Annotated in this window: 17 protein-coding genes and 1 pseudogene; 12 read left to right on the plus strand and 6 right to left on the minus strand. The window is 68.4% G+C overall.

The genetic code is table 11. From position 1 onward, the window contains the following. Positions 1–203: 203 nt before the first annotated feature. Positions 204–2,201, plus strand: coding sequence for an ATP-dependent DNA helicase (locus tag ACZ3KJ_RS30855; RefSeq protein ID WP_467531792.1), 1,998 nt, complete (start codon positions 204–206; stop codon positions 2,199–2,201). A 357-nt stretch (positions 2,202–2,558) separates the two neighbouring features. Here the strand turns inward: ACZ3KJ_RS30855 and lexA are convergent, their stop codons facing one another. Beyond that, complete coding sequence (gene lexA / locus ACZ3KJ_RS30860; protein ID WP_365458901.1) at positions 2,559–3,338, minus strand: transcriptional repressor LexA; 780 nt, start codon at positions 3,336–3,338, stop codon at positions 2,559–2,561. A 581-nt stretch (positions 3,339–3,919) separates the two neighbouring features. Here lexA and nrdR point away from each other — a divergent pair. The 7 genes from nrdR (at position 3,920) to ACZ3KJ_RS30895 (ending at position 12,707) form a co-directional block, all read left to right on the plus strand. After that, positions 3,920–4,486 (plus strand): transcriptional regulator NrdR, encoded by a 567-nt coding sequence (gene nrdR / locus ACZ3KJ_RS30865; protein WP_467531794.1) that lies wholly within the window; start codon positions 3,920–3,922, stop codon positions 4,484–4,486. A gap of 163 nt (positions 4,487–4,649) precedes the next feature. After that, a complete protein-coding gene (locus ACZ3KJ_RS30870) occupies positions 4,650–7,544 on the plus strand; it encodes a vitamin B12-dependent ribonucleotide reductase (protein ID WP_467531796.1) in 2,895 nt (964 codons plus the stop codon). A 331-nt stretch (positions 7,545–7,875) separates the two neighbouring features. Then, positions 7,876–8,019 (plus strand): hypothetical protein, encoded by a 144-nt coding sequence (locus ACZ3KJ_RS30875; RefSeq protein ID WP_467531797.1) that lies wholly within the window; start codon positions 7,876–7,878, stop codon positions 8,017–8,019. A gap of 112 nt (positions 8,020–8,131) precedes the next feature. Beyond that, positions 8,132–9,247, plus strand: a complete 1,116-nt coding sequence (locus ACZ3KJ_RS30880; protein WP_467531798.1) for a tyrosine-type recombinase/integrase — start codon at positions 8,132–8,134, stop codon at positions 9,245–9,247. Then, the gene (locus ACZ3KJ_RS30885; protein WP_467531800.1) at positions 9,244–9,570 is read left to right on the plus strand and encodes a helix-turn-helix domain-containing protein; all 327 of its coding nucleotides are present in this window, start codon (positions 9,244–9,246) and stop codon (positions 9,568–9,570) included. Before ACZ3KJ_RS30880 ends, ACZ3KJ_RS30885 begins: the two co-directional genes overlap by 4 nt. Further along, positions 9,567–11,939 carry an XRE family transcriptional regulator gene (locus ACZ3KJ_RS30890; protein WP_467531801.1) on the plus strand — a complete coding sequence of 791 codons (2,373 nt, stop codon included), beginning with the start codon at positions 9,567–9,569 and terminating at the stop codon, positions 11,937–11,939. Before ACZ3KJ_RS30885 ends, ACZ3KJ_RS30890 begins: the two co-directional genes overlap by 4 nt. A gap of 18 nt (positions 11,940–11,957) precedes the next feature. Next, on the plus strand, positions 11,958–12,707 hold the full coding sequence (locus ACZ3KJ_RS30895; protein ID WP_467531803.1) for a hypothetical protein: 750 nt from the start codon (positions 11,958–11,960) through the stop codon (positions 12,705–12,707). Positions 12,708–12,862: 155 nt separating this feature from the next. Here the strand turns inward: ACZ3KJ_RS30895 and ACZ3KJ_RS30900 are convergent, their stop codons facing one another. Continuing rightward, the gene (locus ACZ3KJ_RS30900; protein ID WP_467531805.1) at positions 12,863–13,396 is read right to left on the minus strand and encodes a TerD family protein; all 534 of its coding nucleotides are present in this window, start codon (positions 13,394–13,396) and stop codon (positions 12,863–12,865) included. 153 nt (positions 13,397–13,549) lie between these two features. Here ACZ3KJ_RS30900 and ACZ3KJ_RS30905 point away from each other — a divergent pair, with 153 nt between their 5' ends. From ACZ3KJ_RS30905 to ACZ3KJ_RS30920, 4 genes and pseudogenes are all read left to right on the plus strand, one after another. Continuing rightward, on the plus strand, positions 13,550–14,155 hold the full coding sequence (locus tag ACZ3KJ_RS30905; RefSeq protein ID WP_467531806.1) for a YdbC family protein: 606 nt from the start codon (positions 13,550–13,552) through the stop codon (positions 14,153–14,155). Positions 14,156–14,274: 119 nt separating this feature from the next. Next, entirely contained in the window at positions 14,275–14,907 is a 633-nt protein-coding gene (locus ACZ3KJ_RS30910) for a histidine phosphatase family protein (protein ID WP_467531807.1), read from the plus strand. Positions 14,908–15,132: 225 nt separating this feature from the next. Beyond that, positions 15,133–15,485, plus strand: a pseudogene (locus tag ACZ3KJ_RS30915) (hypothetical protein); the annotation flags it as partial. Beyond that, positions 15,455–15,817, plus strand: a complete 363-nt coding sequence (locus ACZ3KJ_RS30920) for a hypothetical protein (RefSeq protein ID WP_467531808.1) — start codon at positions 15,455–15,457, stop codon at positions 15,815–15,817. The pseudogene ACZ3KJ_RS30915 and the gene ACZ3KJ_RS30920, both read left to right, overlap by 31 nt. Positions 15,818–15,933: 116 nt before the next feature. Here ACZ3KJ_RS30920 and ACZ3KJ_RS30925 read toward each other — a convergent pair whose 3' ends face one another. The 4 genes from ACZ3KJ_RS30925 to ACZ3KJ_RS30940 all read right to left on the minus strand — a co-directional run bounded on the left by ACZ3KJ_RS30925 (position 15,934) and on the right by ACZ3KJ_RS30940 (position 17,750). Further along, positions 15,934–16,116: a hypothetical protein gene (locus ACZ3KJ_RS30925; RefSeq protein WP_467531809.1), complete on the minus strand. Its 183-nt coding sequence runs from the start codon at positions 16,114–16,116 to the stop codon at positions 15,934–15,936. Between the two features lie 2 nt (positions 16,117–16,118). After that, complete coding sequence (locus tag ACZ3KJ_RS30930) at positions 16,119–16,331, minus strand: hypothetical protein (protein WP_467531811.1); 213 nt, start codon at positions 16,329–16,331, stop codon at positions 16,119–16,121. Then, positions 16,328–16,750 (minus strand): ATP-binding protein, encoded by a 423-nt coding sequence (locus tag ACZ3KJ_RS30935; protein WP_467531813.1) that lies wholly within the window; start codon positions 16,748–16,750, stop codon positions 16,328–16,330. The genes ACZ3KJ_RS30930 and ACZ3KJ_RS30935 overlap by 4 nt, the downstream gene beginning before the upstream one ends. 151 nt (positions 16,751–16,901) lie before the next feature. Beyond that, complete coding sequence (locus ACZ3KJ_RS30940) at positions 16,902–17,750, minus strand: helix-turn-helix domain-containing protein (protein ID WP_467531815.1); 849 nt, start codon at positions 17,748–17,750, stop codon at positions 16,902–16,904. Positions 17,751–17,758: the final 8 nt, after the last annotated feature.

Raw genomic sequence — 17,758 nt, forward strand, 5'->3', positions numbered from 1 at the left:
TTTTCCGCACCCGCCCTCTTTCGCTCTCTTCCGCTCCCTCGGACTTTCCGTCCCTTCAGCCTCCAGTCCCGTCGGCCCCCTTCATCTCTCCGGCCCGCGCCCGACCCGAGAAGCGTCCGAACAGTGATCACGCCTCCGTCCTCACCACCGGTCACCTGCATGGCCACCCGTTTGTCAGTGCCGGGCCGTAGGGTGGTCGCGCTATGACGAAGCACTCACTCCCCGAACTCCTCCATGCCGCCGTCGCCGCAGTCGGCGGTACGGAGCGCCCCGGCCAGGTGGCCATGGCCGAAGCCGTCGCAGAGGCCATCGACGACGGCTCCCATCTGCTGGTCCAAGCCGGCACCGGTACCGGCAAGTCGCTGGGGTACCTCGTGCCCGCGCTTGCGCACGGGGAGAGAGTCGTCGTGGCGACCGCCACCCTGGCGCTCCAGCGTCAGCTCGTGGAACGCGACCTGCCGCGCACGGTCGACGCGCTGCATCCGCTGCTGCGCCGCCGCCCGGAGTTCGCCATGCTCAAAGGCCGGTCGAACTACCTCTGCCTGCACCGTCTGCACGAAGGCATGCCACAGGACGAGGAAGAAGGCCTCTTCGACCAGTTCGAGGCTGCCGCACCCACCAGCAAGCTCGGTCAGGACCTGCTGCGGCTTCGCGACTGGGCCGACGAGACGGAGGACGGTGACCGCGACGACCTGACCCCCGGCGTCTCCGACCGTGCCTGGAGCCAGGTGTCGGTCTCCTCCCGGGAGTGCCTGGGCGCCTCGAAGTGCGCGTACGGCGCGGAGTGCTTCGCGGAGATGGCCCGCGAGCGCGCCAAGCTGTCCGAGGTCGTCGTCACCAATCACGCCCTCCTCGCCATCGACGCCATCGAGGGCGCCCCGGTCCTCCCGCAGCACGAGGTGCTCATCGTCGACGAGGCGCACGAACTGGTCTCGCGGGTCACCGGAGTCGCCACCGGCGAGCTCACCCCGGGCCAGGTCAACCGCGCGGTACGCCGCGCGGCGAAGCTGGTCAACGAGAAGGCCGCCGACCAGCTCCAGACCGCCGCGGAAGGCTTCGAGCGGCTGATGGAGCTGGCGCTGCCCGGCCGGCTGGAGGAGATCCCCGAAGACCTCGGGTACGCCCTCATGGCGCTGCGCGACGCTGCACGCACCGTCATCTCCGGGATCGGCGCGACCCGTGACAAGTCCGTCCAGGACGAGGACGCCATGCGTAAGCAGGCGCTCGCCTCCGTGGAGTCGGTGCACGACGTGGCGGAGCGCATCGTGAACGGCTCCGAGTACGACGTCGTCTGGTACGAACGCCACGACCGCTTCGGCGCCTCCCTGCGGGTCGCCCCCCTCAACGTGTCCGGCCTGCTGAGGGAGAAGCTCTTCACGGACCGCTCCGTGGTGCTGGCCTCGGCGACCCTGAAACTGGGCGGGGACTTCAACGGCGTGGGCGCCTCACTGGGCCTCGCCCCGGAGGGCACACAGGGTGAGGACGTTCCCCAGTGGAAGGGCATCGACGTCGGCTCGCCCTTCGACTATCGCAAACAGGGCATTCTGTACGTCGCCAAGCATCTGGCGCGCCCCGTGCGCGACGGCGACCGGGCGGACATGCTGGACGAGCTGACGGAACTGATCCAGGCGGCCGGCGGCCGCACTCTCGGCCTCTTCTCCTCCATGCGGGCCGCCCAGCTCGCCGCCGAGGAGCTGCGCACGCGCATCCCCGGGTTCCCGATCCTGCTGCAGGGCGAGGAAACCCTCGGCGAGCTGATCAAGAACTTCGCGGCGGACCCGATGACCTGCCTCTTCGGCACGCTGTCGCTCTGGCAGGGTGTCGACGTACCAGGGCCGAGCTGTCAGCTGGTGGTCATGGACAAGATTCCGTTCCCGCGCCCCGACGATCCGCTGATGAGTGCCCGCCAGAAGGCGGTGGAGGACGCGGGCGGCAACGGCTTCATGGCCGTCGCCGCCACACACGCCGCGCTGCTGATGGCGCAGGGCGCGGGTCGGCTCGTGCGCGCGTCGGGTGACCGCGGTGTCGTCGCCGTACTGGACCAGCGCCTGGCGACAGCCCGCTACGGCAGCTACCTGAAGGCGTCCATGCCGGATTTCTGGTACACCACGGACCGCAACCAGGTCCGGAAGTCGCTGGCGGCGATCGACGCGGTGGCCAAGAAGGCGGAAGGAGAAGCGGTGGCGGCGACGGCACGGTGAGGGAGGTCTGTCCCGGCTCCGGGGCGGACCCACGCGCAGGGGCCGATCGGGCCGGGCAGGGGCTGATCGGGCAGGTTCGATACGGACTGGTCGGACGTTCCGGACATGGGGCTGGGTCGGTCGGGTAAGCCGGACAGGCCCGATCCGGCAAGACGGATGCGGGTCGGCCGGGCAAGCCCTCTCCGTGCCGGACGCGCCGGAGCGGCAGGCCCCTGGCTGGTCGCACGCATCCGGGACGGACCTGAACCGATGGGGGCACGGTATCCGGCCGGGCGCAGCACAGGGCCCCGGAACCGGCGCAGGGATCCCGGGGCCCAGTCAGGGGGGCGGGTCGAGAAGGCCCGTCCGTCGCCGGTGTCAGACCCGGCGCAGAACGGCCACCACCTTGCCGAGGATGGTCGCGTCGTCGCCGGGGATCGGCTCGTACGCCGCGTTGTGCGGGAGCAGCCATACATGGCCGTCCTCACGCTTGAAGCGCTTGACGGTGGCCTCACCATCGAGCATCGCGGCCACGATGTCGCCGTTCTCGGCGACCGGCTGGCGGCGGACGGTCACCCAGTCGCCGTCACAGATCGCGGCCTCGATCATCGAGTCGCCCACGACCTTCAGCACGAACAGCTCACCGTCACCGACCAGCTGCCGGGGCAGCGGGAACACGTCCTCGACCGACTCCTCGGCGAGGATGGGGCCGCCGGCGGCGATCCGGCCCACCAGCGGAACGTACGACGCGGCGGGCTTTCCGGCGGTGTCCGTGGGCTGCACGGCGGCCGCCTGGTCGGAGCCCCGCACCTCGTACGCGCGCGGGCGGTGCGGGTCCCGGCGGAGGAAGCCCTTCCGCTCCAGCGCCATCAGCTGATGCGCGACCGAGGAGGTGCTGGACAGGCCGACCGCCTGGCCGATCTCCCGCATGGACGGCGGGTAACCGCGCCGCTGCACCGAGTCCCGAATGACCTCGATCACCCGCCGCTGCCGATCCGTGAGCCCCGAGCTGTCCGCCCGGATGCCTGGAGGTCGGCCCGGCAGGGAGCGCTTGTGCCCCTCGGGATTCGTGGCTTCGTTCATCGCATGCACCGGCTCGAGTCGGCCCTGGGAGCGGTCCTGGGCGGTGATGGTGGCACTGTCTGCGGTGGTGGTCACGTCGGCCCCTCTCGATGGTCTCCCTGCTGGACAACGGTAGTTGCTTTCGAAAGGTTGCGCCAAACACACGTTCGAGTGAAAAAGCGTGTATTGCCTGACTTGATCATGTGTTTGGGTGTATGGCTAACGCGCTGACCGGCGGACGGGGGAGCTCATTGTTGTACTCTTCCCCGCCGGGGCCGATGGCCTTGCGGGGTGTCGCCCCAGTCTGCCATCCGCCCTCCCCTCGTCCGGGAACCGGGCCCAGCTCTGCGCGAGAGTCCCACCGGTCCTCCTTGTGGTGCTCACCGTATCCCCGTGGGTGCGGTGGCGCGGGGCCTGTGCGCGCGCGTGAGCGTCGCTTTCGTGTGCCCGGTGTGACGCCCGAACAGCGGTGCGTAAGCGCCGTGGGTGCGACACGCGAAACGGCCTGGGCGAATGGGCCAGGCCCCATATCTAGTGGTTGGATGGCGGCAGCGGCCCACAAGTTGTGGTCCCCCGGGTCATCGCATGCTGATGGATCGCCTATGCTTGGGGCTGCTTCGAGGGGTCCATGAGGCCCCTGGGGCGCAAGAGTCTGCTGTGAGGAGGGTTGGGAATTCATGCACTGCCCCTTCTGCAGGCACCCCGACAGCCGCGTCGTCGACAGTCGCACGACCGACGACGGCACGTCGATCCGCAGGCGCCGCCAGTGTCCTGACTGCTCCCGTCGCTTCACGACCGTGGAGACGTGCTCGCTCATGGTGGTGAAGCGGTCCGGCGTCACCGAGCCCTTCAGTCGCACCAAGGTCATCAACGGCGTGCGCAAGGCCTGCCAGGGCCGGCCCGTCACCGAGGACGCCCTCGCCCAGCTCGGCCAGCGGGTCGAGGAGGCGGTGCGGGCCACCGGAAGCGCCGAGCTGACCACCCACGACGTCGGGCTGGCCATACTCGGACCGTTGCAGGAACTCGACCTCGTCGCCTATCTGCGGTTCGCCTCCGTCTACCGGGCGTTCGACTCGCTCGAGGACTTCGAGGCCGCGATCGCGGAACTCAGGGAGCAGACGGGACACCCCGCCGCGGACGACGACCGCGAGGACGCCGAAGGCGCTGTCGCGGGGGGCCGGGAAGACGACGGCGGGCGCGGAGGGACCGTGCAGGTCCCCGAGCCCGCCCACGCCGCCGACTGACCGGCGGGCCGGGACGGGGCCAGGACCCCCGGATCCGGCCGGGCGGCGGCGAAGAAGACTTGCTGCGGGCGCAGGCGTGTGGTTGCCCGCAGTACCAGACACAACACCGTGCCACGGAACATCGTGGCATTTCAGGGCGTTTTTGCCTGTACAGGGAGGCGGCATGACAGAGACGGCGAGCGGTCCGGCACGAGGTTCCCGAGCGAAGGGCACCAAGGCCACCAAGGGGCTGCGTATCGAGCGCATCCACACCACTCCCGGCGTGCACCCGTACGACGAGGTGGCCTGGGAGCGCCGTGACGTCGTCATGACCAACTGGCGCGACGGCTCGGTCAATTTCGAGCAGCGCGGCGTCGAGTTCCCCGACTTCTGGTCGGTGAACGCGGTCAACATCGTCACCAGCAAGTACTTCCGGGGCGCCGTCGGCACCCCGCAGCGCGAGGTCAGCCTCAAGCAGCTGATCGACCGCATCGTGAAGACCTATCGGAAGGCCGGAGAGGATCACCACTACTTCGCCTCGCCCGCCGACGCCGAGATCTTCGAGCACGAGCTCGCCTACGCCCTCCTGCACCAGATCTTCAGCTTCAACAGCCCCGTCTGGTTCAACGTCGGCACCCCGCAGCCCCAGCAGGTCTCCGCCTGCTTCATCCTGTCCGTCGACGACTCCATGGAGTCGATCCTCGACTGGTACAAGGAAGAGGGCATGATCTTCAAGGGCGGCTCCGGCGCCGGCCTGAACCTCTCCCGCATCCGTTCCTCCAAGGAACTGCTCTCCTCCGGCGGCAACGCCTCCGGCCCGGTCTCCTTCATGCGCGGCGCCGACGCCTCCGCCGGCACCATCAAGTCCGGCGGCGCCACCCGTCGCGCGGCCAAGATGGTCGTCCTCGACGTGGACCACCCCGACATCGAGGACTTCATCGAGACCAAGGTCAAGGAGGAGGAGAAGATCCGCGTCCTGCGCGACGCGGGCTTCGACATGGACCTGGGCGGCGACGACATCACGTCCGTCCAGTACCAGAACGCGAACAACTCGGTCCGCGTGAACGACGAGTTCATGCAGGCCGTCGAGCAGGGCGGTCAGTTCGGCCTGCGGGCGCGGATGACCGGCGAGGTGATCGAGAAGGTCGACGCCAAGTCGCTCTTCCGTAAGATCGCCGAGGCCGCCTGGGCCTGTGCCGACCCCGGCATCCAGTACGACGGTGTCATCAACAACTGGCACACCTGCCCCGAATCCGGCCGGATCACCGCGTCGAACCCGTGCAGCGAGTACATGCACCTGGACAACACGTCCTGCAACCTCGCCTCGCTGAACCTGATGAAGTTCCTGAAGGACGACGGCCAGGGCAACCAGTCCTTCGAGGCCGAGCGATTCCAGAAGGTCGTCGAGCTCGTCATCACCGCGATGGACATCTCCATCTGCTTCGCGGACTTCCCGACCCAGAAGATCGGCGAGAACACGCGCGCGTTCCGCCAGCTCGGCATCGGCTACGCCAACCTCGGCGCCCTGCTGATGGCGACCGGCCACGCGTACGACTCCAACGGCGGCCGCGCCCTGGCCGGTGCCATCACCTCCCTGATGACCGGCACGGCCTACCGCCGCTCCGCCGAGCTGGCCGCGGTCGTCGGCCCGTACGACGGCTACGCCCGCAACGCCGACGCCCACAAGCGCGTCATGAAGCAGCACGCCGACGCCAACGGCGCGGCCGTCCGCATGGACGACCTGGACAACCCGGTCTGGGCCGCCGCCACGGAGGCCTGGCAGGACGTGCTGCGCCTCGGTGAGAAGAACGGTTTCCGTAACGCCCAGGCGTCCGTGCTCGCCCCGACCGGCACCATCGGTCTCGCGATGTCCTGCGACACCACCGGCGTCGAGCCCGACCTCGCCCTGGTCAAGTTCAAGAAGCTGGTCGGCGGCGGTTCGATGCAGATCGTCAACGGCACCGTCCCGCAGGCCCTGCGCCGCCTGGGCTACCAGGAGGAGCAGATCGAGGCGATCGTCGCCCACATCGCCGAGAACGGCAACGTGATCGACGCCCCCGGCCTCAAGCAGGAGCACTACGAGGTGTTCGACTGCGCCATGGGCGAGCGCGCCATCTCCCCGATGGGCCACGTCCGCATGATGGCCGCGATCCAGCCATGGATCTCCGGTGCCATCTCCAAGACGGTCAACATGCCGGAGACGGCGACCGTCGAGGAGGTCGAGGAGATCTACTACGAGGCCTGGAAGCTGGGCGTCAAGGCGCTCGCGATCTACCGCGACAACTGCAAGGTCGGCCAGCCGCTCTCCGCCAAGACCAAGGAGAAGGAGAAGGCCGAGATCACGGAGAAGGCCGAGGACACGATCCGTACCGCGGTCGAGAAGGTCGTCGAGTACCGCCCGGTCCGCAAGCGCCTCCCCAAGGGCCGTCCCGGCATCACCACCTCCTTCACGGTCGGCGGCGCCGAGGGCTACATGACCGCCAACTCCTACCCGGACGACGGTCTCGGCGAGGTCTTCCTGAAGATGTCGAAGCAGGGTTCCACGCTCGCGGGCATGATGGACGCCTTCTCCATCGCGGTCTCCGTCGGCCTTCAGTACGGCGTTCCGCTGGAGACGTACGTCTCGAAGTTCACCAACATGCGCTTCGAGCCGGCCGGTATGACGGACGACCCGGACGTGCGGATGGCCCAGTCGATCGTCGACTACATCTTCCGCCGCCTGGCGCTCGACTTCCTGCCCTTCGAGACGCGGTCCGCACTCGGCATCCACTCCGCCGAGGAGCGCCAGCGGCACCTGGAGACCGGCTCCTACGAGCCGGCCGAGGAGGACGTCGACGTCGAGGGGCTGGCCCAGTCGGCTCCGCGCCAGACGGACCTGAAGGCCGTGGCCACGCCGAAGGTGGAGGTCGAGGCGGCCGCGCCCGCCCCGAAGCAGGCCCACACCAGCGCCGAGCTGGTGGAGATGCAGCTGGGCATCCAGGCCGACGCCCCGCTGTGCTTCTCCTGCGGCACGAAGATGCAGCGGGCCGGTTCCTGCTACATCTGCGAGGGCTGCGGCTCGACCAGCGGCTGCAGCTGATACCGGGCGGAATTGCGTCGGATGCAACACCCGGCGTAGCTGAACCCGAAGCATGATCTCTGTGAGGGAGGGGCGTCGGCCCTGGGCTGACGCCCCTCCCTTTCCGCGGTCTGTACACCACGACTGCGTTCGAGGAGCGCGCGTGTCGCGCCGAAGGCGCGAGAAGAGATCGTTCTGGGGGCGCAAGCCTCTGGAATGACGAACGCCCAGCCTTGTAGGGGGCCGGGCGGTCGTTGCAGTCAGGAACGTTGTGTCCTGCGCGGTGTAGGAACCTGCATGACATCACGTCCTGGTCTGCGATGCAAAAGCAACCAGGAAGGGAGTGATGAACATGGCGAACAAGCGTCAGACCAGCAAGAAGGTCGCGTCGAAGGCCAGCAAGCAGCTGGCTAGTTCGAAGTCGACGGCGGCGCAGAAGTCTGTGGCGGCCAGTGCCTTGTCGCAGACCAAGTCCGGCAAGACCAAGAAGAAGTGATGCCTGGCCGCCCTGGGCCTACCCCCGGGGCGGCCAGTCCCGTTTTCGCTGGCCAGACGCGCCGCCGTAACCGATTCAACGATGTTGCGTTAGATGCATCGTGAGTCGAGGGGTGGATTTGCCGGGTGCCGCGCACCTGGTGCTGGCGGACGGGGTCGTGCATCTGGACCCTGAGCCGGCGGTCTTTGAGGCAATGCTGGACGGCTGGGCCCGGCAACAAAGGACCCGGTTCCTGGACGAGGACGGGACGATCAAGCCGCGACTGTCGGTGGTGCGGCGGTTCGCGGAGTTCACCAATCAGTACCCCTGGCAGTGGGAGCCTGCCGAGGTTGAGGCGTTCATCGACCATCTGAGGTCGCGGCGGAAGAAGTTCGCCGTGTCCACCGGGCGGAACTACCAGAACGCCCTCCGGATGTTCTGCGAGTACGCCACTGACGCTCGCTACGGCTGGCCCGCGCGCTGTCTGGAGCGCTTCGGCCAGGCGCCCGTGCAGATCCTGCACGAGTGGAACACGGTCACCCACAGCAGCGAGTACGAGGGCGACGCCGGTCGGCGCCCGCTGACCTACGACGAGGTCCAGGCTCTGTTCGACGCGGCGGACGCACGGGTCGCCGAGATCCGGGCGCGGCGCCGCAAGGGTTCGCTTGCCGCCCTTCGGGACGCGATCCTCCTCAAGACCGTCTACGCCTACGGGCTGCGCCGCCAGGAAGCCTGTGGGCTGGACCTGGCTGACCTGTGGCGGAATCCGAAGATGCCGCAGTACGGCCGGTTTGGCGGCCTGTTCGTGCGCTACGGAAAGTCCTCCAAGGGCGGCCCGCCCAAGCGCCGCACCGTCTTGACCGTCCCCGAACTGGACTGGAGCGTCGGCCTCCTCAACCAGTACCTGGAGGAGATCCGCCCGGCCTTCTCCCCGGGAAAGCACCCCGCCCTCTGGATTACCGAACGCCGCGGCCGGATGTCCGTCCGACGCTTGGACGAGGCTTTCGAGACCGCCCGCAAAGCCGCGGACCTGCCCGAAGAACTCGACTTGCATGGGCTCCGCCACAGCTATGTCACGCATCTTGTCGAGTTCGGCTACCCCGAGCGGTTCGTCCAGGACCAGGTCGGCCACGCCTACGCCAGCACCACCGCGATCTACACCGGTGTCTCCGACGAGTACCGCAACCGGCTGCTGCAGCGGGTGCTGAAGGAACGCCATGGCGATCTCTGGGAGGACGACGAGACGTGATCAAGAAGATGGGCTATCACTGGCACCTGCGGCAGATCATGGCCACCCGGCAGATGTTCCAGACCACGGACCTGGTCGGGCCGCTCGTCGAACGGGGCATCACGCTCTCCCGTGAACAGGTCTTCCGCCTGGTCACCCAGCCCCCGCAGCGGCTGTCGATGGACACCCTCGCGGCGCTCTGCGACATCCTCGACTGCCAGCCCGGCGACCTCATTGAGGTCCGGGTCGTCAACGAGGAGATTCGCAAGACCGCAGACGAGGCACCGGTCCGGCCGCTGCCGACTGCCCGCCGGACCACGATCCGCCGGCCCGAGGGACTATGACCAAGGCCCGCGACCGCCAGCGAGCCGAACAGCGACAGGCGGCTCTGGACCGCGTGATCACCGCGCTCACTGCCTCACTGCCGGGCCTCGACCGGGCGGAGGCCGTTCAGGCTGTCTCCGAGGCACGGGCCGGCCGGGGCATCGCGCTCCGCGACCTCGACCAGCACCTCGCCGACCACCCCCAGGCCCTGATCTCCGGTGAAGCCCACTGCCCGCCTGTCATCGTCCGCCTTGCCAAGGTCCTGCACTCCACGGGACACACAGCCGTGGTCCGGCCGGCCTGCACCGACTGCGGAAGGTCCAACCTGGACCTCCCACGGCTCGGCCCCAACGGACGCCTCTGCGTCAACTGCTCCGCCCGCAGCAGCAAGGGCACCTGTGATCGATGCGGTCGCACCGACACCAGGCTCGCCGCCCGCCGAGCCGAGGGCCTCATCTGCTACTCCTGCTACCGCGTCGACCCGGACGTCGTCGAAGAATGCGTCGCCTGCGGCCAACTTCGCATGCCGGTCACCCGCCGTCCGGATAACTCGCCGCTCTGCGCGTCCTGTTGGACCGGCCCTCAGTACACCTGCGTGAGCTGCGGCACCCTCGGCCAAGCCAAGACGAACGGCCCCGACGGGCCGCTCTGCGCGTCCTGCCACCACCAGCAACAGAAGCCGGTCAGGGAATGCGGCCGCTGCGGACAAGTACGACGCATCGCTCGTCGGGCCACTGGCTCGCGGCCGGACATCTGCGAGGACTGCTGCAACGGGCCCACCAAGACCTGCTCCACCTGCGGGAAAGTCCGCCCCTGCCACCGCGCGACGGACGGCGCATGGACATGCCGGACCTGCCGTCCCGGGCTGACCCAGGAGTGCTGCCGCTGCGGTCGGACCCGCCGCGTCCACACCCGCTGGCCGATCGGCCCGGTCTGCTCGACCTGCTACACCGTCGTGCTGGACGCGCCCGCGACCTGCACTGGCTGCGGCCGCCACCAGCCACTGATCGGCATCGCCGAGGACGGCACCGGGATCTGCGGAGCCTGCGCGGGCACCGCCTTCGACTACACCTGCCGCACCTGCGGACTCGGCGGCCGGACCTACGCCGACGCCCAATGCGCCCGCTGCGTGCTCACCGCCCGCCTCCAACAGTTGCTGGCCGGCCCCGACGGGCACATCCCGGCACAGCTACAGCCGCTGCGGGACGCTCTCGCCCTTGCCGAGCGGCCCCGCGGCATCCTGCACTGGCTCAAGCACAGCCCGAACGCCGCCCTCTTCGCCAGCCTGGCCGCCTCCGGAGAACCGATCACCCACCAACGTCTCGATCAGCTTCCACCCAGCCGACACCTGCATTACGTCCGCCACACCCTGGTACACCTCGGAGCCCTCCCAGGGCGAGATGAGGAACTCGACCGCATCCCTGCCTGGCTGGACACGGTCCTGGCCGACCGTCCCGTCGGCCACGTCCAGATGGTCCGTCCCTACGCGCACTGGCACCTGCTGCGGCGAGCCCGACGACGTGCCGCCCAGCGACGCCGCCCGGCGGAGCCGGGCTCGTTCCTCCGCACCCGTGTTCTGGTGGCTCTGGAGTTCCTCGCCTGGCTGGACGAGCACGGCCTCGACCTGGGCGGACTTCGGCAAGACGGCCTCGACCGCTGGCTGGACGCGGGCAACACCCGCACCTACGCGATTCGCTACTTCCTGTCCTGGACCACCGGCCGCGGCCTCACTGGCAAGCTCACTGTCCCTTCCATTCCGCGTCAGCAGCCCAGCCAGCTGATGGACGAAGACGGCCGCTGGCGGCTGCTGAAACGGTGCCTGACCGACTCCACGATGGCTCTGGACACCAGGGCCGCCGGCGCACTGATCCTGCTCTTCGGCCTGCACGCGTCCCACGTCCGGCACCTGACCGCGACCCAACTCGTTCACCGCGATGGCAACAGCTACCTCACCGTCGACCGGCACCCGATCCTGCTGCCGCCCCGGCTCGCCAGACTCCTCCACCAGCTGGCCGAAGCACCCCACACCCGGGCCGCCCTCACCCGCACCAACCGCGGCGAGCCATGGCTCTTCCCCGGTCTGGTCCCCGGCCGCCCCACCTCTCAGACCGGCCTCAGCTCAAAACTCCTGCCCCACGGCATCGACACCAGACCGGCCCGGAACGCGGCCCTGGTCGCGCTCGCCGGTGACCTGCCCGCCCCGGTCCTCGCGAGCATCCTCGGCCTCTACCCCAACACCGCAGTTCGCTGGGCTGGGTTCGCCAAGACCTCCTGGGTCGACTACCTCGCCGCCCGCGCCCACGACATGCAGAGGCATTCAGGCAAGGATGTCCAGGACGGAGTCCCCCGTCTCCCTTCAAGCAGAAACACGCAGGACAACTGCCACTGACTCCGAGACCATCAGCCAATGACCACAGAACCGCATCTGCTGTCCCTCCGCATCGTCGTGCCACCGCTGGGAAGCCGACACGGCGCCGTGGAATGCCGACCGATCATCAACGGACGAGACATCCTGGCCGACGTGTTCGACGAGGGGCCGGCAGATGACCCTCGGTATCTGTTGGGGCAGCATGCGCCGCTTCACGCGACAGACACGCCCCGCGAGGTTCGGCTTGCCGAGGCCGAGTGCACGGAAGGATGCTGCGGCGCTGTCTACGTGACCATCAGGCGCGAAGGACAGCACGTGGTCTGGAGCGGCTGGCGCAACCCGGATGAAGACGATGTCGACCTCCCAGAGCTTCGATTCGACGTCAATCAGTACGACGCGGAGGTCCGCCGGGCCGCGACCGACCGCAGCTGGGAGTGGCCGGCCCGAACAGTCGCCCGGCTTCTTGAAGAACGGCTCCGGGAGCGTGTCGGCTGGCTGACGACCTGGGAATGCGAACTGGGAGCCGTCTCAGCTTGGCACTGGGAACCTGACCAGATCCGCGTCTTCCTGTTCCATCCCGGCCGCTCCGCGATCAGAGAAGACCGCCCCTGGCTTCAGTTCAGGATGACCCTTCCGGTCTCCGGAGACGACCCGGGCGACCAAGCAGAGCGCCTTGAGGCTTGTCTCACGGCCGAAGACCCCCGCGAGGTCGCCGAGGTTTGTGGCGGCTCGAAGGAGTTTGCCGATCAGCTCGGCTACCCCTGGCCAGGTCCCCGGCGTCGAGCATGAAGAGCGGCTGAGGCGAGGAATACGACACGCCAGCAATAAGTGGTCTCCGCCAGTATCCCGGGCGCCGTCGTGGCGTGACCTGCTGATCAGGGCGGTGGAGCCGGTTCCCCGGCGCCACCGCCCTGGTGCATGCGTACGCGGCTCGCGCGCGCGGATCAGTTCCGGTGCAGTCGGCCCATGATCTGCGTGAACGTCGCCGGGTCGTCCTCGAAACCCCGGACACCGGCGTCGAACGCCCATCCGTCGGCCGAGACCCGCCTGAACTCCGCGACCGTCGCCGCCGTCGCGCCGAGGACGCCGCCGAAGTCGTCCACGGCCAGGTCGGTGTAGCCCTCGCGGATACGGACGGCGGGGTTGAGCACGCTGACGAAGGTCCGATGGGCGGGCTGCTGCTGGATGACCACACCGACCACCACGCGCGCGTAGCGGGCATCCAGCCGGTTCAGCTCCACCACCATGACCTCGTCCCAGCCGAAGCCCTTGCCGTCCTTGCTGTCCCGGTTGAGATGGACGGTGCCGTCGGGGGACCGGCTGTCGAAGTGCACCACGTAGGCGGGGGCGCCCTGCGGATCGTCCGCCAGGTAGGCCGCGGCCACCAGATCCAGATCGGTGGGTGGCTGTCCCGCCGGACTGGGGTCCCACTTCAGCGCTATCTCGACCTTGCCGATCCCCTTGTTGAGGCCGCTCACCGGACTGCCCTCCCCGTTCCCCGTCTGTCGTCGCCCCGAACTGCCGGATCGTCAGGGCCGGTTGTCCATCCTGCCACGCGCGCGTGCGCCCGCGCAGGACCGCTGGGTGCCCTTGGAGACCGGCACCACGCCCGGTGGCCGTACGATGGCGCGGTGCTGGTCAAGTGGATTCGCTGCACCGTGGTCGACCGCCGCGGTTTCGAGCGGGGGCAGCGGAAGTGGGCGGGGCTTCTGGGGGAGCCGGGATTTCGGGGACAGGGCGGGGGCTGGAGCAGGACACGGCCCTCCGTCGCGCATGTCTTCGCCTTCTGGGAGAGCCGTGCCTTCTACGACTCCTTCATGGCGCGCTCCCACGACCGGCTCGCGGCCGCCCAGGCGGGCACCTTCACGGATGCCCAGGTCCGGCTGTTCGACCACCGCTTCGACGTGAAGACGGGCTTCGAACCCCGCTTCACCGATTCCGACCTGCTGCGGGTCGCCCTGTGCCGGGTGCGCGAGGAGCGCGCCGAGCACTTCACGCTCATGCAGGAGAAGGTGTGGAACCCCGCCATGGCCGGTTCCCCGGGGATGATCCGCGGCCTGTTCGCGGAGGCGCCGGGCCACGAGTTCCTGGTGCTGTCGATGTGGCGCTCGGAGGCCGAGCACGGCAAGTACCGTACCGAGCGGGTCGAGCGGCTCGCGCTGCGCGCCCAGATCGAGGCGGACATCTCCTCCCTCACCGGTGACATCGTGCCCCTCGAACCGACCTGGACGGTTTGAGAACCGGACTCGCGGTGAGTGCGGCCTCGTGGGCGTTCCGGCGTGGGATCCATGTGACGTACGCCGTACAGGGACCGTTCGATTGCCCGATCGGCCGCCACCCGATCTAGTGTTTCGGCATGGCACGACCACGGCGCATCGTCCTTGTCCGACACGGGGAGTCAACGGGCAATGTTGATGACACCGTGTACGAGCGTGAACCGGACCACGCACTGGCTCTGACCGAGCGGGGCTGGCGGCAGGCGGAGGAGACGGGGAAGACCCTCCGGGAACTGTTCGGCTCCGAGCGCGTCAGCGTGTACGTCTCGCCCTACCGGCGGACACACGAAACCCTTCGCGCGTTCCACCTCGACCCCGACCTGATACGGGTACGCGAGGAGCCCCGGTTGCGCGAGCAGGACTGGGGCAACTGGCAGGACCGCGAAGACGTCCGCCTGCAGAAGGCCTACCGTGACGCCTACGGGCACTTCTTCTACCGCTTCGCCCAGGGGGAGAGCGGGGCCGACGTCTACGACCGGGTCGGCGGCTTCCTGGAGAGCCTCTTCCGCAGCTTCGAGGCACCGGACCACCCGCCGAACGTCCTCATCGTGACCCACGGCCTCGCCATGCGCCTGTTCTGCATGCGCTGGTTCCACTGGACGGTCGCCGAGTTCGAGTCGCTGTCGAACCCGGGGAACGCCGAGATGCGCGTGCTCGTTCTCGGAGACGACGGCAAGTACCTCCTTGACCGGCCGTTCGGGCGATGGAAGTAGGGCACCCTTTCAGTTTTCGGTGCTTCTCGCTGTCTGACCTGCTCAAAAGAGACAGCCTCGGCTTTGGCGGCTCTCATCATGGTGGGAGTACCACACTGAGATTCGGAGCCGGACACCTACCCGAGGACGAGTTCCCAAAGCTGGAGATCTTCACGGGGGAGACTCCGAGCCGGACCACAGGAAGGAGCCCCGACTGCACGGGACGGCCGGAACTCTTCTGTGCCCTCATGGGAACCGCTGGAGCCGCCGGCCGCGCCGGGCACCCGTCGCTTCCCGAACCGGAGAGCCCGAACGACGCGAGCGTGACGCTGCTGGTGCGGTCGGGCGGGCTGCGGGTGCTGCTGCTCGGGGACCTGGAACCCCCGGGGCAGCGGGCGCTGGCACGGTCCCCGGCGGCCGGGCTGCTCGGCGGGGTGGACGTGCTGAAGGTGGCCCACCACGGGTTCACTCAAACGTATCTACTTGAGGGTTTTCCACCCGTTCCGCAGTGGGTGATCCCCTGTCGGACCGATACTGGCGCTCTTGCATGTTCTCAAGGGGAGGGACCATGGCGCAGAAGCCTGTACCGAAGCATCTGAAGATCACCATCGACTTCGATCTCGCCACCGAAGGGTCGACGGTCCGCTACAAGCGGGCGCATGAAGCGTACGAGGTCGCCGTCGAGGCGGCGATCCGCGAGGCGCGAGAGGTGTTGCCGTCCGACAGCATCCGGCAGATCACCAGCGAGATCGACTGGTCGTACCGTTGGCAGCGGAATGGTGACGTCCGCTTCACCCGCCCTGATGCCGCTCCTGAAGAGGAGCACTTGACCGAGGACGATTTCTACTTTGACGTCGAGAAGGGCGAGTGGAGGCGGCAGTGGCTGGATGAGCGCGGCGACATGGTCACAGAAGGCGAATTCGACGACTGAGGCAGCGCGGCAAGACGGCTGCGAGACCGTAGGCCGCGTGCTCTGACCACGCGAAGGAGCCCCGACCGTCCGAAGACGGCCGGGGCTCTTCTCACCTCACAGGGCCGGGGGAGCCTCTACGGCATGACCCCGTGGGGGAGATTGGGGAGGGGCGCGTGCTGGGCCACGAGGACGTCCAGCGCGTGGAGGAATGCGGTGTGGGTCCCGGCGTCCTGAGCGGCCTTGAGGACCTGGTCGAGGAACTCGTACGCCTGCTCGTCGGTGATCTCTCTGAGCCAGGTGAACGCGATGCTCTCCACGGCTACGCCTCTCGGTTTCTCTTGACGCGCTCCTGGCGCGACACGGTGACGGTCAGGTCCCGGGCGTCAGACGCCGTCCAGGTCTGTCCCCAGTGGCTGCGGACGGGCCGCAGGATGTACGTCCCGCTCTTCACGTCGGTGACCACGCCCTCCTTGTCCGCGTTGGCGTCGTACACCTGATCTCCGACCCATGCCGTGGGCGTCTCCTCGGTCATCGGGCCGCCTCGCTCATCAGCTCAGCCCAGACCTGCTTGCCCCAGCGGTAGACGTCGGTGCCCCAGCGCTCGGCCAGGGCATCGACCAGGAAGAGTCCCCGGCCGCAGGTGAGGAGATCGTCACCGGGACTGACCAGTTCCGGCAGTACGCGGGCCTTGTCGACGACCCCGATGCGCACCGACCGTTCACTTGGACGGAGGATGACGACCCGGATCACACGGCTGTTGGTGTGCTTGACCGCGTTGGCCACCAGTTCCGAGACGAGCAGTATGGCGGTGTCCGTGAGTTCCTCCAGGTACCAGGCCGCCAGGGCCGTCCGGACGAGCTTGCGGGCGACCTCGGCACTCTCTTCCAGACCCGGGAGGGTCTCGGAGTAGCCGGGATGGCCCGTATGGTGCGGCTTCGCTGGCAGGATCATCGGAACCTCGTCCGCTGTCGAACGATCAGGACCGCCTACTTCGCATCACAGGTCGGCCCGATCGGCAGAATCCCCGGAGCAAGTCGGTTGCAGTGACCGTAGAAAAGGCGTCAGCGGGACCTCAAGGAGTTTCTACGGTTTTCTATGTGGTCTACCCGAGATGGGCAATCGCCTCGGTGACCAACTCGCGGGCCTGGGCGCCGTAGACGGCCGAACGGCTCAGCATCTTGCAGGCCCTCACGTACTGTTCGACCTCGCTCGGAGCGGTGATCTTGACCGCTGCCGACAGGAGTTCCACGTGCACTCGGGTGTCGTCGAAGACGCTGAACGTCTCCAGAGGCCATGCCGGATGCTGTGCGGAGAAGGGGATCACGCCGAGGCTGACGGACGGCAGAGACATCAGCGTGAGCAGGTAGCCCAGTTGCCCGGCCATCGTCTCGGCATCACCGATGCGGTACCGGAGTACGGACTCCTCCACGAGCACCGAGAAGCGGTTCCCCGCCGTGAAGAGCACCCGGGACCGCTTCATCCGGGCCTCAACGGCCTCCGCCACGTCGTTCGGGGTGCGGTGGAAGCGGGCGATCGACTCCAGGAGAGCAGTGGCGTACGCGGACGTCTGGAGCAGTCCGGGGATGACGGTGGAGCAGTACACCCGGAACAGACTCGTGCGCTCGTACAGCTCGACACGGGACTCCTGGAGGTGGCGCAGCCCGGTGCGCTGAAGGCGACGCCACTCCATGTACATGGAATCGGCGGACTGGGCGGAGGCCACCAGATCGTCCACGGCACGGTCGGCCCCGCACGCCGCGCACCAGGCCCTGATGTCGGCTATCGCCGGCGGAGTCCGGGCGTTCTCGATGCGGGAGACCTTCGAGGGGTACCAGTCCAGCCGCCGAGCAAGCTCCGTGGCCGTCAGCCCCGCCTCCGTGCGGATCTCCCGCAGACGGGTGGCGAGCTGGCGTCGGGCAGCTTGTACGGCGGCTGTTGGCGACTCGGTCATACCTCGGT

The organism is Streptomyces sp. NPDC003248 (assembly GCF_055563235.1).